The sequence below is a fragment of the Agrobacterium sp. LEGMi-208b genome (genome assembly GCF_059511785.1).
Map to the genome: position 1 here is coordinate 318,489 of NZ_CM183445.1, position 14,741 is coordinate 333,229.

The 14,741-nt window shown below is 60.1% G+C and carries 15 protein-coding genes; 13 read left to right on the top strand and 2 right to left on the bottom strand.

Translation table 11 applies throughout. The features are described from left to right. Nucleotides 1-142 precede the first annotated feature (142 nt). From rplM to AC5YUO_RS01610, 7 genes are all read left to right on the top strand, one after another. Nucleotides 143-607: a 50S ribosomal protein L13 gene (rplM, locus tag AC5YUO_RS01580; protein ID WP_279655362.1), complete on the top strand. Its 465-nt coding sequence runs from the start codon at nt 143-145 to the stop codon at nt 605-607. 2 nt (nt 608-609) lie between these two features. After that, the gene (gene rpsI / locus AC5YUO_RS01585; protein ID WP_003496509.1) at nt 610-1,077 is read left to right on the top strand and encodes a 30S ribosomal protein S9; all 468 of its coding nucleotides are present in this window, start codon (nt 610-612) and stop codon (nt 1,075-1,077) included. A 116-nt stretch (nt 1,078-1,193) separates the two neighbouring features. Further along, on the top strand, nt 1,194-1,559 hold the full coding sequence (locus AC5YUO_RS01590) for a type II toxin-antitoxin system RelE/ParE family toxin (protein ID WP_496154026.1): 366 nt from the start codon (nt 1,194-1,196) through the stop codon (nt 1,557-1,559). Continuing rightward, a complete protein-coding gene (locus tag AC5YUO_RS01595; protein WP_496154027.1) occupies nt 1,549-1,881 on the top strand; it encodes an XRE family transcriptional regulator in 333 nt (110 codons plus the stop codon). The genes AC5YUO_RS01590 and AC5YUO_RS01595 overlap by 11 nt, the downstream gene beginning before the upstream one ends. After that, nucleotides 1,881-2,834, top strand: coding sequence for an agmatinase (gene speB / locus AC5YUO_RS01600; RefSeq protein WP_496154028.1), 954 nt, complete (start codon nt 1,881-1,883; stop codon nt 2,832-2,834). The genes AC5YUO_RS01595 and speB overlap by 1 nt, the downstream gene beginning before the upstream one ends. Before the next feature lie 70 nt (nt 2,835-2,904). Further along, a complete protein-coding gene (argC, locus tag AC5YUO_RS01605; protein WP_400812177.1) occupies nt 2,905-3,837 on the top strand; it encodes an N-acetyl-gamma-glutamyl-phosphate reductase in 933 nt (310 codons plus the stop codon). A gap of 10 nt (nt 3,838-3,847) precedes the next feature. Continuing rightward, nucleotides 3,848-4,693 carry an aminoglycoside phosphotransferase family protein gene (locus AC5YUO_RS01610; protein ID WP_496154029.1) on the top strand — a complete coding sequence of 282 codons (846 nt, stop codon included), beginning with the start codon at nt 3,848-3,850 and terminating at the stop codon, nt 4,691-4,693. A gap of 6 nt (nt 4,694-4,699) precedes the next feature. On the opposite strand, the gene AC5YUO_RS01615 is transcribed toward AC5YUO_RS01610, so the two are convergent. Further along, on the bottom strand, nt 4,700-5,803 hold the full coding sequence (locus AC5YUO_RS01615; RefSeq protein ID WP_496154886.1) for a COX15/CtaA family protein: 1,104 nt from the start codon (nt 5,801-5,803) through the stop codon (nt 4,700-4,702). 144 nt (nt 5,804-5,947) lie between these two features. Between AC5YUO_RS01615 and AC5YUO_RS01620 the strand changes: the two genes are divergently transcribed. Both AC5YUO_RS01620 and uppA read left to right on the top strand, forming a co-directional pair. Further along, nucleotides 5,948-6,160: a DUF2842 domain-containing protein gene (locus tag AC5YUO_RS01620; protein WP_020811154.1), complete on the top strand. Its 213-nt coding sequence runs from the start codon at nt 5,948-5,950 to the stop codon at nt 6,158-6,160. A 97-nt stretch (nt 6,161-6,257) separates the two neighbouring features. Then, nucleotides 6,258-7,490, top strand: coding sequence for a polysaccharide biosynthesis GNAT family N-acetyltransferase UppA (uppA, locus tag AC5YUO_RS01625; RefSeq protein WP_496154030.1), 1,233 nt, complete (start codon nt 6,258-6,260; stop codon nt 7,488-7,490). A gap of 5 nt (nt 7,491-7,495) precedes the next feature. Here the strand turns inward: uppA and uppB are convergent, their stop codons facing one another. After that, on the bottom strand, nt 7,496-9,763 hold the full coding sequence (gene uppB, locus AC5YUO_RS01630; RefSeq protein WP_496154031.1) for a polysaccharide biosynthesis protein UppB: 2,268 nt from the start codon (nt 9,761-9,763) through the stop codon (nt 7,496-7,498). Nucleotides 9,764-9,973: 210 nt separating this feature from the next. Here uppB and uppC point away from each other — a divergent pair, with 210 nt between their 5' ends. The 4 genes from uppC to uppF all read left to right on the top strand — a co-directional run bounded on the left by uppC (nt 9,974) and on the right by uppF (nt 14,722). Beyond that, a complete protein-coding gene (gene uppC, locus AC5YUO_RS01635) occupies nt 9,974-10,546 on the top strand; it encodes a polysaccharide export protein UppC (RefSeq protein ID WP_496154032.1) in 573 nt (190 codons plus the stop codon). Between the two features lie 17 nt (nt 10,547-10,563). Then, complete coding sequence (gene uppD / locus AC5YUO_RS01640; protein ID WP_496154033.1) at nt 10,564-11,706, top strand: polysaccharide biosynthesis type 4 glycosyltransferase UppD; 1,143 nt, start codon at nt 10,564-10,566, stop codon at nt 11,704-11,706. Between the two features lie 224 nt (nt 11,707-11,930). Further along, entirely contained in the window at nt 11,931-13,484 is a 1,554-nt protein-coding gene (gene uppE, locus AC5YUO_RS01645) for a polysaccharide biosynthesis glycosyltransferase UppE (protein ID WP_496154034.1), read from the top strand. After that, on the top strand, nt 13,481-14,722 hold the full coding sequence (uppF, locus tag AC5YUO_RS01650; protein WP_496154035.1) for a polysaccharide biosynthesis O-antigen ligase family protein UppF: 1,242 nt from the start codon (nt 13,481-13,483) through the stop codon (nt 14,720-14,722). The genes uppE and uppF overlap by 4 nt, the downstream gene beginning before the upstream one ends. Nucleotides 14,723-14,741: the final 19 nt, after the last annotated feature.

Consider the following 14,741-nt stretch of genomic DNA (forward strand, 5'->3'; position numbering starts at 1 on the left):
CCGTATAAGCGCGCCAGATCGGATTCCAGCCGGAATAGGGTCATTTGCGGTTGCCCTTGGCGGCAACCAAACCAAGCAACAAGAAACGCCCGTATGCTCTTTATTCAAGAGGATGACGGGTCCACGTTAGAAAGTGAAATCCATGTCTACTTTCGTTCAGAAGCCCGCTGAGGTGGAGAAGAAGTGGGTCATCATCGACGCCGAAGGCCTCGTTGTTGGTCGCCTCGCCACCATCGTTGCAACCCGCCTGCGCGGCAAGCACAAGGCTACCTACACCCCCCACGTCGATGATGGCGACAACGTCATCGTCATCAACGCGGAAAAGGTTGCCTTCACCGGCAAGAAGTATTCCGACAAGAAGTACTACTGGCACACCGGTCACCCGGGTGGCATCAAGGAGCGCACCGCTCGCCAGATCATCGAAGGCCGCTTCCCGGAGCGCGTCGTTGAAAAGGCTATCGAGCGCATGATCCCGCGCGGCCCGCTCGGCCGTCGCCAGATGAAGAACCTGCGCGTTTACGCCGGCTCTAACCACCCGCACGAAGCACAGCAGCCCACCGTTCTCGACGTGGCCGCGCTTAACAAGAAGAACGTAAGGAGCGCCTGATAATGGCCGATCTTTCCTCTCTGAAAGACCTCGCCCCGGCTTCGGAAGCTTCGGCTCCCGTGCATGTCCGCAAGGTTGACACCCTCGGCCGCTCCTACGCGACCGGCAAGCGCAAGAACGCCGTAGCCCGCGTATGGGTCAAGGCCGGTTCTGGCAAGATCATCATCAACGGCCGCGATTTCACCACGTATTTCGCACGTCCGGTTCTGCAGATGATCCTCCAGCAGCCGCTGGTCGCAGCTGCCCGTTCGGGTCAGTTCGACATCATTGCAACGGTTGCAGGCGGCGGTCTTTCCGGCCAGGCCGGTGCCGTTCGTCACGGTGTTTCCAAGGCACTCACCTACTTCGAACCGGGCCTGCGCTCCGTTCTGAAGAAGGGCGGCTTCCTGACCCGCGACAGCCGCGTTGTCGAGCGTAAGAAGTACGGTAAGGCCAAGGCCCGCCGTTCGTTCCAGTTCTCGAAGCGCTAATCGCTTCTGCGAACGGTTCGTTCAGAACTTCGAAAGGCGGGGCTTCGGCTCCGCCTTTTTTATTTCGCTGAACAGCAACCGCTTGAATTATTCCCTCAAGGGAATAATATTTCCCGATGAACTATGTCGTCGAATATACGAATGAATTCGGAGTATGGTGGGAGGCGCTTGATGAGAGCGACCACATCAGCATCGATGCCTATGTTCAGAAACTTGAGGAGCGCGGCCCGCGCCTGCCGTTTCCATATTCGAGCGGCATTCATGGATCTCGCCACCCGCATATGCGGGAACTCCGTATCCAGAGCGGAGGCAAGCCGCTGCGGATTTTTTACGCCTTCGATCCGCGCCGAATGGCGATACTGCTGATTGGAGGCGACAAAACTGGCGACAAGCGGTTTTATGATCGCATGATCCCGATTGCCGACGACCTTTATGACGAGCATCTGGCGGAGTTGGAAAAGGAGAAGAACGATGAGCGGTAGGCACAGTTTTGCGCAGTTGCGTAACCGGATGTCTGACGACGCGCGCGTTAAGGCAGGAAAAGAAGCAGACCGGCTGGAAGAGGAAATGGACCTTGCGGATGTGCGCCGGGCGCTAAAGCTCTCGCAGGATGAAATAGCACAGGCGCTGGATATCGGCCAAAGCTCCGTCGCAAAACTGGAAAAGCGCGCCGATATGTATGTCGGAACGTTACGCCGGTTTATCGAGGCGATGGGTGGCGAACTTGAAATCGTCGCGCGTTTCGACGGCCGAGCGATCAAAATCCGCAACTTCGCCGATCTTGCCGAAAAGGCCGATAAATAATGCCCAGCAAAACCATCGACCATGCCTTTACCGCAACGACCCTGACATCGGCTGCCACCGACCCGACCCATGCGGGCGTCCTCTCCTTCATGCGGCGCAAATATACCAAGAATCTCAAGGGCGTATCGACGGCCATCTGGGGCATTCCCTTCGATGCGGCCACCTCAAACCGGCCGGGTGCGCGCTTCGGGCCGCAGGCGATCCGCCGCGCCTCGGCGATCTTCGACAACGACCCGCAATATCCCTTCGCGCGCGACCTTTTCGCCCATATGCCGACCATCGACTATGGTGACTGCCTGCTCGACTACGGCAACCACTGGAAAACGCCTGACACGATCGAAAAGGAAGCGCGGCGGATCATCTCCAAGACGGATTACCTGCTGACGCTGGGCGGTGATCATTTCATCACCTGGCCTTTGCTGAAAGCGCATGTGGCCAAACACGGGCCGCTGGCTCTGGTGCAGTTCGATGCGCATCAGGACACCTGGTTCGACGATGGCAAGCGTATCGATCACGGCTCCTTCGTGGCCCGCGCCGTGCGTGACGGTCTGATCGACCCGGACCGCTCGATCCAGATCGGCATCCGCACCCATGCGCCTGACGATTTCGGCATCCGCATTCTCCACGGATACGAGGTGGAGGACATGCGGGCGAGCGATATCGCCTCGCTGATCGTCAAGCATACGGCCGGCATGCCCGTCTATCTGACCTTCGATATCGATTGCCTCGATCCCGCCTTTGCGCCGGGAACCGGCACGCCGGTGGCCGGCGGGCCGACCAGCGCCAAAATCCTCTCCGTCCTGCGCGGGCTTGGCCAGCTCGATATTCGCGGCTCGGACGTCGTGGAGGTGGCGCCGGCTTACGACCATGCCGATATTACCGCCATTGCCGGAGCCACCGTTGCAATGTATATGCTTGGCCTGCGCGCCGAACGGCTGGCGAAGGCCGGCTGACAAGGCGGCCAGAACTTAGAAAACTGATTCCGATTACCCTCGCAACCCTTTGAAAAGTCAGGACAAGGACATGACAGCGAAGATCTTCATCGATGGCGAACACGGCACCACGGGTCTGCAGATCCGCACGCGCCTTGCCGGTCGCCGCGATATCGAGCTGCTGTCCATTCCCGAGGCTGAGCGCCGCAATGCGGCGATGCGCGAGGATATGCTCAACAATGCCGACATTTCGATCCTCTGCCTGCCTGATGACGCTTCCCGGGAAGCCGTCTCGATGGTGGCCGGTAATAACAATGTCCGCATCATCGACACCTCGACCGCCTATCGCGTCCATCAGGACTGGGCCTACGGCTTTGCCGAAATGGACAAGGAACAGGGCGAGAAGGTTCGTTCCGCGCGCCTCGTCGCCAATCCGGGCTGCTACCCGACCGGCGCGATCGCCCTTCTGCGCCCGCTGCGCGCTAGCGGCCTCCTGCCGGACGGTTATCCGGTCAGCGTCAACGCGGTTTCCGGTTATACCGGCGGCGGCAAGCAGATGATCGCCCAGATGGAAGACCAGAGCCGCGATGACGCCATCAGCGCCAATAATTTCCTTTATGGCCTGACGCTCAAGCACAAGCACGTGCCGGAGATGACCATTCACGGCCAGCTCGACCGCGCGCCGCTGTTTTCGCCCTCCGTCGGGCGTTTCCCGCAGGGCATGATCGTGCAGGTGCCGCTGTTTGCCGCCGACCTGAAGGAAGGCACGACCATCGAAACGATCCATGCGGCGCTGACCGCCCATTATGCGGGGCAGGATATCGTCAGCGTGGTGCCGCTTGCCGAAAGCAAGGGGCTCGCGCGCATCGATGCCGAGGAACTGGCAGGCAAGGACACGATGAAGCTCTTCGTCTTCGGTACGCCGGGCGGTGAGCATATCAACCTCGTGGCACTGCTCGACAATCTCGGCAAGGGTGCATCCGGTGCTGCCGTGCAGAACATGGAACTGATGCTGTCTGCATGAGGCGTTCCTTATGAACATGGCCGCCCCATTTTTTCCGGCCTCGTGGAATATCGAGGCCGCGAAACGGATTGCCGACACGCCGGCAGGGGTGGTCTACGAGCTGACGCGCGGCGACGGTTCCCTTGCGGTCGCCAAGGTTCTGAAAAAGAAAGTACTGAAGGACAGCCTTCGCGGCGCGGATTTCATCGAATGGCGCGCCGGTATCGGCTGCGTGGAGCTACTCGACCGCTCCGACGATATTTTGCTGATGGAACATGCCGGCACTGAAACCCTGCGCGATGTGCTGTTTCGCGACGGCAACGACGATGCCGCCACGGAAATCGCCGCCGATGTCCTGCTTAAATATCATCAGCCATCGCAGCAGCCGCCGCCTTCAAGCCTGCTGACGCTGCCGCTCTATTTCGAGAGCCTGTTCCGCAAGGCCGAGCAGGATCGCATCGACGGCGTGGAGAGCCCCTATATCGAGGCGGCCACGCTGGCGCAGCAATTGATCGGCCAGCAGCGGGATGTGAAGCCGCTGCACGGCGATCTGCATCACGAGAATATCATGCGCGGTGAGCGCGGCTGGATCATCATCGATCCCGCCGGCCTGATCGGCGATGCGGCGCTCGATGTCGCCAACATGTTCTCCAATCCGCTCGACCGTTTCGACCTGACGCGCAGCGAGGCGCGCATCGCCTCCATGGCGGCGATTTTTGCGAAGGCTCTGCAACGGGACGAACGGCTATTGCTGCAATATGCCTTTGCTTATGGCGGCCTTTCTGCCGCGTGGCACGAAGAGGATGGCAATGCGGAAGAGCGCGACAACGAACTCGTCGTCGCGGCCACCATCAAAGCGGTGCTTGCGCAGTTTTAAGCCGCCTCAGTCCCTGACTTCGACCGCAACGGGTGCCGGATATTCGCCAATGAAACCGCGCCAGTGAGCGACGGCGAAACCAAGCACGATCAACGCCATGCCCTGATGGGCAAGTGCCACATGAATATCCACATGCATGAGCAGCGTGGTGATGCCGAGCGCCGCCTGAATGGAAACCAGCACGAAGAACAGCACCGCGCGGCGGGCGTGTGGCGTATTCGGCAGCGCGCGCGCCATCGACACCATATGCCACAAGGTGGCGGCGAACAGCGTATAGGCGCCGAGGCGGTGGACAAATTGCACCGTCTTGGGGTTCTCGAAGAGGTTGATCCACCAGGGCTGTTGCAGGAAGAGATCGCCCGGCACCAGTGAGCCGTCCATCAGCGGCCAGGTATTATAGGAGAGGCCGGCATTCAGCCCCGCCACCAATGCGCCGAGATAGATCTGGAAGAGACAGAGCACCGTCAGAAGCGCGGCAAAACCCCTGCCCGTCTTCTCGTCGGCGGCCTCGGGCGAATGGTGCGACAGGCCGCGCAATATCCACATGCAGCCCGCAAAGATGAGGCAGGCGATGGTCAGATGTGTGGCAAGGCGATATTGCGAGACATCGGTGCGGTTGACGAGGCCGGAAGAGACCATCCACCAGCCGATGAAGCCCTGAAAGCCGCCGAGCGCCAGAAGGCCGACCAAGGGCAGGCGCAGGCGCTTTTCGACGCGGCCGGTGAGCCAGAAGAAGGCGAGCGGCACAGCGAAGATGAGGCCGATGGTGCGGGCAAGCAGGCGATGCGCCCATTCCCACCAGAAAATCGTCTTGAACTCATCGAGCGACATGCCCTTGTTGATTTCCTGATATTGGGGAATGCGCTTGTAGAGCTGGAATTCCTCTTCCCATTCGGCGACGGAAAGCGGTGGTATCGCGCCGTGGATCGGTTTCCATTCGGTAATCGACAGGCCGGATTCGGTGAGCCTCGTGGCGCCGCCGACGAGGACCAGACAGAAGAGCGTGAAGAGCACCACGCGCAGCCAGATGCGCAGCAGGCGGCGGTCCTTCTCCTGTTTCTGCAGGGCAGCCTCCACCACCATTTCCGCAGAACCATTTGCCATCGTCATGCCGCTCGAACGCATCTTTCAGGTCTCCCTCATACAGTCATGTTGATTAGCCCCAACCGGCACCACAAAACAAGGCCTCAGGGTTTGCGGCATGCGGTCGCGGCAGTATAGTCCCTCTCAGATATTCAATGATGGAAAGACTTCATGCACCCTCGCCTCAGATCGCTTATCGGCACCATCGTCATCATATGCCTCGTCGTCGTTTACGCCGTGGTGGCGACGGCCATTGCATCGGCGGCGCTGGCGCAATCGCCCTGGTGGGTGCATCTCGCTTATTTCGTGTTGACCGGAATTTTGTGGGTTCTGCCGGCGATGCTGATCATCAAATGGATGGCCGGACCCAAAAAACAGGGTTAAGCGCCGACCATTGCATGACATCCTGAGGTCGCAATTTTATAAACCGATTGTTTGCCGCTCAACGATATAGTCCGACCGAAACAACCGGAGAGAGTGGATGGCGGCTGAGGGGCCGGTCTTTATCAGCGACGAGCAAGCGCCGACCGCCGTGCAAAACGAGCGGCGGGGTGCCGATCGCCTGTTGATCGATCTCGTCGATGACGCCTCCACCATCCGTGCCGACTGGGAGCGGCTGGAAAACGACCCGCTCAATTCACTGCATCAGGGTTTCGGCTGGTGCTCCATCTGGGCGCAAACGCAGAACAGCGCGCTCCTGACTCTTCGCGGCCGGCAAAGCGGCAAGACGATCTTTCTGCTACCGCTCGAAATCGTGCTGGAAGGCGGCATCCGCAAGGCGCGTTTTCCCGGTGGCCGTTTCAACAATATCAATACGGGGCTTTTCGACCCCTCCTTTGCCGAACAGGCGGGGCAGGAAATCGCGGCGGCAATTGCCCGCGAGGCGCGGAAGCTGCTGCATGGCCGGGCCGATATTCTGGCGTTGCAGAACGTACCGCTGACGTGGCGCGGCAGGACCAGTCCCCTCTCGCATCTTGCTTCCGTCGAAAACCAAAATCCGGCCTTCCAGCTTCCCCTGTTCGAAAGTTTCGACGCCACGCTTCGGCAGGTCAACGCCAAGAGGCGACGGAAAAAATTCCGCATCCAGAGCCGAAGGGCCGAGGAAATGGGCGGCTACAGCCATGTGATCGCCCGATCTCCCCAGGAAAAATGCGAATTATTGCAGGCGTTTTTCCGCCAGAAAGCCGCCCGCTTCGCCTCGCAGGGCATTCCGGATGTCTTTCGCGATCAATCAGTGAAGGATTTCTTCTACGATCTCGCCAATTATCCCGAGACGGGCACGGACAGTCTGCTGGAACTGCATGCCATTCGCCTGCACGGCGCAAACGAGGGCGTCGTCGCCGCAATAGCCGGCCTTTCGCGCAAGCAGGATCACATCATCTGCCAGTTTGGTTCGATCGATGAATCCGTTTCGGAACTCAGCCCCGGCGAATTGCTGTTCTGGCTGATGATCGAAAGGGCATGTCGCGAAAAGGCGGCGATCTTCGATTTCGGCGTCGGCGACCAGCTGTACAAGCGCAGCTGGTGCCCGCTTTTCACCGTACAGCACGACATATTCCTGCCGGTAACGCTGAAGGGCCGCGCAGCGGCCTCGGCCTATGTCGCCATCGCCCGGACGAAGAGCCTGATCAAATCCAATCCGGCATTCTATGCGCTGATTCAGCGTTTTCGTGCTGGACGGCCGAAGACGGACATAACAGCAGCCGCCGATTGAGCGGATCAGGCCGCGCTCAGATGGTCCGGCTTGCGCATGCCGGTCATCGGCAATGCCTGTTCGTAGCCCTGGGCAACCAGTTCACTGAGCGTTTTTTCCAAGAGTTCGCTATCCTTGCCGGGAACCGAAACAATGATTTCCGCCGGCAGGTTGCGCAGCATTTTCTCAAGACTTGAAATCTGCACCGCGCCGCATTCGACGAGAACCGTATCATAGGCATCTGAAAGCGCCCCGAGGATCATCGTCAGGCGATCTATGGCGCGCATCGCCTCGCGCGGCTGCGCATTGCCGCGCGGCACGATATGGGCGTCGGACAGGCGGTCGCCGTGAATGGTTTCACCGAAGGCGGCCGCGCCCGCGAGAAGGTCCATGACACCGGGAAGCCCGGCTTCCGGTGCCATCAGCCGCGTCGGACAGGCAGATGCCGTCATGTCGACGAGAACGACCGAACGGCCCATTTCAGACAAAGCGCGCGCCAGCATGACGGTGGTGGTCGATCCGCTATCACCGGCCGGCGACACGATCGCGGCGACCGGTTTGGCAACACGGGTAGCCAGGAAACCTGCAACGGCGTCGATGGAGAAATCGTCATCGGTGTCGATTTCCTCTTCCCCTGCCTCTTCTTTCGCAGCCGCGACATCTTCCACCGGCAAGGCCGGTATGGCAGCAGCAGCGACAGCCGGCATGTGCGGTTGCGCCTCTTCGGCAACAGACTGATATGCCGCGACCGGCATGGCCCGCACGGCAGGCTCCATCGTCTCATGGCGCGCGGCGACGGGCTGTTCCGGCGTATCCGCGGTATTGTCCGGATCGGCTGAAGCACGCGAAGGAGACGGCGGATCGGAGAGCGGCGGAACCTGATTCCTGCCCATCGGCTTCAAAGCCCGGCCGGTGAAAAGCTCCACCAGCATCACGACGATGCAGGAAAGCAGAAAGGCCGCCAGCGTCACGACGATGGTGATGGCGCCGGTCTTCGGAAAATAGGGTTCGCGCGGCTCCACCGCCGTCGAGATGACACGCGCATCGGCCGGCGTGGAATCCACCGAGCCGGCGCGCGACGTCGCCTCTCGGTAACGGGCAAGATAGGTTTCCAGAAGCTGCCTTTGCGCCGAAGCTTCCCGCTCCAGATCGTTGAGGCCGACCTGCTGCTCGCCCGCGCGCACGCTTTCCGATTTCAGCATGTTCAGCTGCTGGACCAGTTGCCGTTCCCGCAGACGCGAGACATTCGCTTCGTTTTCGAGACTTGCCAGCACCTTGCGGGTCTCTTCCTGAATCTGCCGCTGTATGCCGTCAAGCTGGTTGCGCAGCGCGCGAAGGCGCGGATGGCCTTCCAGCAGCGAGGACGAGAGATCGGAAATCTGGCTGCGGATCGTCGTTTCGTTTTCCTTCAGCCTCTGGATCGTCGGGGAGCCGACGACATCGGGGAAAGTATCGAGCGGGCGGCCGCTTGCAAGCGCACTGCGCACACCTTCCGCCCGCGCCTCCGCATTGGCGCGCTCACCGCGGATACGGCCGAGTTCGGTCGAGATATCGCTGAGCTGGCGGGTGGCGAGCGTTTCGCCCTGCCCGGCCGAGAGAAGATCGGAGGAGGCGCGGTAGTCCGCAACCTTCCTGTCGGCCTCGCGCACCTTTTCCCGCAGATTGGCGATTTCCGGCTCCAGCCAGCGCGCCGCTTCCGTGCTTGTATCGAGCTTCGCGCCGCTTTGCAGCGCGATATAGGCCTTCATCATCTCATTGGGGATGGCGGCGGCGAGTTTCGGATCCTGCGAGGAAAACTCGACAGTGATGACGCGCGAACTTTCGACCTGATAGACCTGCAGCCTTTCCCGGAAGGCCTTCAGCACCCGTTCTTCGGGCAACACCTGAAGCGGGTCCTTCTTGACGCCGACGGCGACCAGCAGCTGCGAGACGAGCGACGGATGGGCCTCCGGATCGAATTCGTCCAGTTCGTAAAGCTTCATGTCTTTCGCGACCTGCTTGATGAGGTCGACCGATTGCAGGATCTGCACCTGGCTGGAGACGGTCAATTCATCGAGCACGGGTTCGGCCGGCGCATTGGACTGCTGCGAGGCACCGAAGGAGGCCGAACGGGATTCGATGAGCACACGCGCCTCGCCCTTGTAGGCAGGCGACATCATGCTGGAGATCACGAAAGCGGCGCCCCCGGCCAGAAGCGTGATCGCGGCGATCCGGCCCTTGCGCTGCCATATGGCCGCGACAAGCTGCGCAAGGTCGATATCCACATCCCTGTCGTCAATGCGATCGCCGTTCATGTGGGCTCCGTAACCGAGACAAACCTCGGGCGCTCAAATATAGATGGTCAATTTTCGCGAAGTTTAAGTCTTGCCGGTAACACAACAGTTAATCCCGGCGAATCCGACGAAATAAAGCCGATATTACCATCGCTCGCGCCGACTGTTTACCGGCCATTAACCCTAACAGAACGATAAGAATGATCAAAGTTCGACTCGGAGCCAGATGAGATGCCGCTCGCCGGATCACGACATGTCACCGCACTGACGCTCGCCGTTCTGACGGCCCTTTCCGGCTGCGCGGCATATCAACCCGCGCCGAGGTCGTTTAATGAAGCTGCCCTGCAGCCCTATCATGTCGATAGCGGCGACAGGCTGCGTATCAACGTATTCGAACAGGCCGGGCTGACCAATACCTATACGGTCGATCAGGCCGGTTATGTCGCCTTCCCGCTCGTCGGCCAGGTTCCGGCACGCGGCAAGACCCTGCCGCAGCTCGAAGCCGCAATTGCCACCAAGCTGCGCCAGGGTTATCTGCGCGATCCTGACGTGACGATCGAGATCGATCGTTATCGCCCGGTCTTCATCATGGGCGAGGTCGGTCGTCCCGGCCAATATTCCTACGTGCCTGGCATGACCGTGCAAAACGCCATCGCCATTGCCGGCGGTTTCACCCCGCGCGCCAATCAGGCCGATGTCGACATCACCCGCAAGATCAATGCGGAGGTGATGACCGGCCGGATCGTGATCACTGCGCCCATTCTGGCGGGTGATACCGTCTATGTACGCGAACGCTTCTTCTGACAGACGGAGAGGCACACGTGTCGGATGACGGCCCTCCCCTGCGCATCATTCACTGCTTCCGCTCCCCGGTGGGCGGCGTTTTCCGCCATGTGCGCGACCTCATCGAAGAACATGTGAAACAGGGCCACAAGGTCGGCATCGTCTGCGACAGCTCCACAGGCGGCGCGCATGAGGAACGGCTTTTCGCACAGATCACCCCGATGCTGGAGCTGGGCCTCACCCGCCTGCCCATCCGGCGGTCGATCAGCCCCGGCGATCTTCTGGCGCTGTGGAAATCCTACAAGCACATCAAAAGTTTGCGGCCGGACATTCTGCATGGACACAGCGCCAAGGGTGGCGCTCTTGCCCGGCTGATCGGCTCACTCCTGCGGGCGAACAGGTATCGCGTAGCCCGCCTCTATTCACCGCATGGCGGCAGCTTGCACTATGCCCGAAACAGCCTGAAGGGGCAGCTCTTCCTGCGGCTGGAGCGGTTTCAGGAACATTTCACCGATGCGCTCTGTTTCGTCTGCAATTTCGAGCAGGCGACGTATGAGGCCAAGGTCGGCAGGCCGCGCACCCGCACCGCGATGATCTATAATGGCGTGCAGGAAAGCGAGTTCGAAACCGTACCCGCCCGCGAAGATGCCGCCCGTTTTCTCTATATCGGCATGTTGCGCGACCTCAAGGGACCGGATGTCTTCATCAGGGCATTTGCAAAGATGGAGCGCAGCATCGGCCAGCCGATGACCGGCGTGATCGTCGGCGACGGGCCGGACAGGGACAAATATGCGGCGATGATCGACAAGGCCGGGCTTTCCCGGCGGATCTCGATGCATGCGGCAATGCCCGCCAGGCAGGCCTTCGAACTGGCAACGACTGTAGTGGTGCCTTCGCGCGCCGAAGCCATGCCCTATATCGTGCTCGAAGCGCTTGCGGCGGGAAAAACGGTCATTGCCTCGCATGTCGGCGGCATTCCCGAGGTGCTCGGCGAAGACAGCGAGGCGCTCGTACCGGCCGGCGACGCCGATGCGCTGGCACGGATCATGGTCAAGGATGCCGAGGATACGGACTGGGCGCAGCGGATCATGCCTCGCCCCGACAGCTTCAAGGCGAAATTTTCAACCCCGGTCATGGCGGATGAGATGATGAAACTCTATCGCGACCTGCTATTGACCTAATAGTCATTTCAAAAACACGATTTTTAATTGTATATTCCGGCCGTCCTGTAGAAACTCATCATAAACGTTTCTTAGCATGTTTCGGCTAGTTTTCTGCTCGTAGAGCGCCACGCATCCATGCGGATGTACAAAGGGCGCTCTACCACTTTGAGGTTGCGCATCGTTCCGGTCGAAAATCGAATGCGATTTTCAGGCCGATGCGCTTGATAGTGCGGACCAAAGCAATGACCAAGACTGACAAGGACAGGCTGCAATTCGATCTGGCGTCATTGCGCAAGAAACTCTCCGACTACGAAGCCGGGGGGAGTTCGGCTTCTGAAACCGTCGTTCTCAATCCGCTTGCACGGCAGATCGCCAACCAGCTGCGCGCCGGCAACCACTCGCCCAACATGGTGATCGGGCAATTGCGGCTTCTCGAATTTACGATGCTCGTTGTCATCGCCGCCATCGTTAACGGCATCGCGGCCGATCGCGGTCTCGAAACCTTTCTGACGGTTTTTGGCGGCGGCGTGCTGGGGGCGGCGCTCTGCGTCTTTCTTCTGCAGGCGGGCGATTGCTATCAGCTTCCGACGCTGCGCACGCCGCTGAAGATGTTCGCCCGCATTCAGGGCGCAGTGTGCCTCTCCTTCGTCGGTATTGCCTGTTTCCTTCTCCTCTTCTTTCCCGATGCGCTGCATTCCTGGCAGGCTTTCGGCATCTGGTATGCAACGAGTGCGGTGGCGATCTTCGCCGGGCGGCTGATCCTCGGCTTTGCCATTCGCCACTGGGGCCGCAACGGCGTCATGGAGCGCCGTGCCGTCATCGTCGGCGGCGGCGATACCGCCAAGGACCTTATCCGCTCGCTGGAGCAGCAGTCCGATAACGATATCCGCATCTGCGGTATCTTCGACGACCGCAAAAGCGCCCGTTCTCCCGAGGTTGTCGCCGGTTATCCCAAGCTCGGCACCTTTGCGGAACTGGTGGAGTTCGCCCGGCTGACGAAGCTGGATATGCTGATCATCGCCCTGCCGCTCAGCGCCGAGGCGCGCATTCTCCAGCTTCTGCGCAAGCTGTGGGTGCTGCCGGTCGATATCCGCATCGCGGCGCATGCCAATAAATTGCGTTTCCGCCCCCGCGCCTATTCCCATGTGGGCAAGGTGCCGATGCTCGATGTGTTCGACAAGCCGATCCGCGACTGGGATTCGGTGGCGAAACGGGTGTTCGACATCACCTTCAGCCTCATCGGCATCGCCCTTTTATGGCCGGTGATGGTGGGTGCGGGCATTGCCGTGAAAACGACCTCGAAAGGCCCGGTCCTTTTCAAGCAGAAGCGCCACGGCTTCAACAATGAGACGATCAACGTCTGGAAGTTCCGTTCCATGTATACGGAACTCAGCGATCCGACCGCGAAAAAGGCCGTGACGAAGAACGACCCGCGCGTCACGCCCGTCGGCCGCTTCCTGCGTAAATCCTCGATGGACGAGTTGCCACAGCTCTTTAACGTTCTCTATGGCGATCTTTCGCTCGTCGGGCCGCGCCCGCACGCCGTTCACGCCCAGACGGGCGACCTGAAATATACCGAGGTGGTGGAGCATTATTTCGCGCGCCACAAGGTCAAGCCCGGGGTTACCGGCTGGGCGCAGATCAACGGCTGGCGCGGCGAGATCGACCATGGCGACAAGATCAAGTTCCGCACCGAATACGATCTCTATTACATCGAGAACTGGTCGCTGTTTCTCGATCTGAAAATCCTGTTCCTCACGCCGATACGGCTGCTGAAATCGGAAAACGCCTATTGACCCACACCGGTTATCAGCACGCACCGGATTTCGACGCGCCGCTGGCCGCCATGCGGCTCGTTGGTTCGTTCTTCATCGCTTTCGGCGTGTTCCTGTCCGGTTTCGTCATCTCCGAGCCGGCACCCTATGAGCTGATGATGGTGGGACAGGTGGCCCTGTGGTTCCTGCTCGGCCTTCGCCTTTCTCGCACCGTCATCCTGCTTCTGTGCCTGCTGCTTGCGTTCAATGTCGGCGGTTATCTTTCGCTCACCACCATGGCCGATCTGGATGAGGGACCGCTTTATCTCGCCGTCTCGACCTTTCTGGCGCTGACCTCGGTTTTTTATGCGGCGATCATCGAGGACAAATACCAGCGGCTGCTTTTGATTTTCCGGGCCTGGCTCGCGGCGGCGCTGATCACCGCCCTGCTCGGCATCATCGGATATTTTCACGCCATTCCGGGTTTCGAGGTCTTCACCCTTTACGACCGCGCCAAGGGCGCTTTTCAGGACCCGAATGTTTTCGGTCCCTTTCTGGTGACACCATCGCTTTACCTCATTTATGGCCTTCTTACCGGCAAGGCGATGCATGCGCCATGGCGGATCGCCGGGCTGCTCATCCTGTCGCTTGCCATATTCCTGTCGTTCTCGCGCGCGGCCTGGGGCCTGTTTCTGTTCGCCACCATTCTCCTCGTCTTCGTGATGCTGCTGAAGGAACGCACGGCCGCGTTTCGTCTTAAAATCCTCGTGCTGTTTCTCGTCGCCGCCGGGCTGATGGTCGCGGCGGTCATCATCGCGCTGCAGTTCAAGCAGGTGGCGGATCTGTTCTCCAGCCGCGCTTCGGCGGTGCAATCTTATGATGGCGGCCATCTCGGGCGTTTTGCCCGCCACTATCTTGGCTTCCTGCTTGCCATGGAACACCCGCTCGGCATCGGCCCCATGGTCTTCGACAATATTTTTCCCGCCGCCGAACATAATATCTGGCTGAAGAGCCTGACGACGCATGGCTGGTTCGGTTTCGTGATCTATCTCGTGTTGATCTGCTGGACCATCGCCGCCGGTTTCAGGCATCTGCTGCGCCCACGGCCCTGGCAGTCGTTTCTCATTATTTCCTGGGTGACTTTCGTCGGGCATGTGATGATCGGCGCCGTCATCGATACCGACCACTGGCGACACTTCTTCCTGCTGCTCGGCATATTGTGGGGATGCATGGCGCTTGAAAAACGCGAAAGCCTGCGCCGCCGCGCGCGTGCCGCCTAAAACACTTGCCCTTACGGAA

Coding starts and splice junctions, on each gene's coding strand:
- AC5YUO_RS01590 (WP_496154026.1), top strand. CDS start 1,194: ATGAACTATGTCGTCGAATATACGAATGAATTCGGAGTATGGTGGGAG.
- uppE (WP_496154034.1), top strand. CDS start 11,931: ATGACCAAGACTGACAAGGACAGGCTGCAATTCGATCTGGCGTCATTG.
- AC5YUO_RS01620 (WP_020811154.1), top strand. CDS start 5,948: ATGCACCCTCGCCTCAGATCGCTTATCGGCACCATCGTCATCATATGC.
- rpsI (WP_003496509.1), top strand. CDS start 610: ATGGCCGATCTTTCCTCTCTGAAAGACCTCGCCCCGGCTTCGGAAGCT.
- AC5YUO_RS01595 (WP_496154027.1), top strand. CDS start 1,549: ATGAGCGGTAGGCACAGTTTTGCGCAGTTGCGTAACCGGATGTCTGAC.
- rplM (WP_279655362.1), top strand. CDS start 143: ATGTCTACTTTCGTTCAGAAGCCCGCTGAGGTGGAGAAGAAGTGGGTC.
- argC (WP_400812177.1), top strand. CDS start 2,905: ATGACAGCGAAGATCTTCATCGATGGCGAACACGGCACCACGGGTCTG.
- speB (WP_496154028.1), top strand. CDS start 1,881: ATGCCCAGCAAAACCATCGACCATGCCTTTACCGCAACGACCCTGACA.
- AC5YUO_RS01610 (WP_496154029.1), top strand. CDS start 3,848: ATGAACATGGCCGCCCCATTTTTTCCGGCCTCGTGGAATATCGAGGCC.
- uppA (WP_496154030.1), top strand. CDS start 6,258: ATGGCGGCTGAGGGGCCGGTCTTTATCAGCGACGAGCAAGCGCCGACC.
- uppC (WP_496154032.1), top strand. CDS start 9,974: ATGCCGCTCGCCGGATCACGACATGTCACCGCACTGACGCTCGCCGTT.
- uppB (WP_496154031.1), bottom strand. CDS start 9,763: ATGAACGGCGATCGCATTGACGACAGGGATGTGGATATCGACCTTGCG.
- AC5YUO_RS01615 (WP_496154886.1), bottom strand. CDS start 5,803: ATGACGATGGCAAATGGTTCTGCGGAAATGGTGGTGGAGGCTGCCCTG.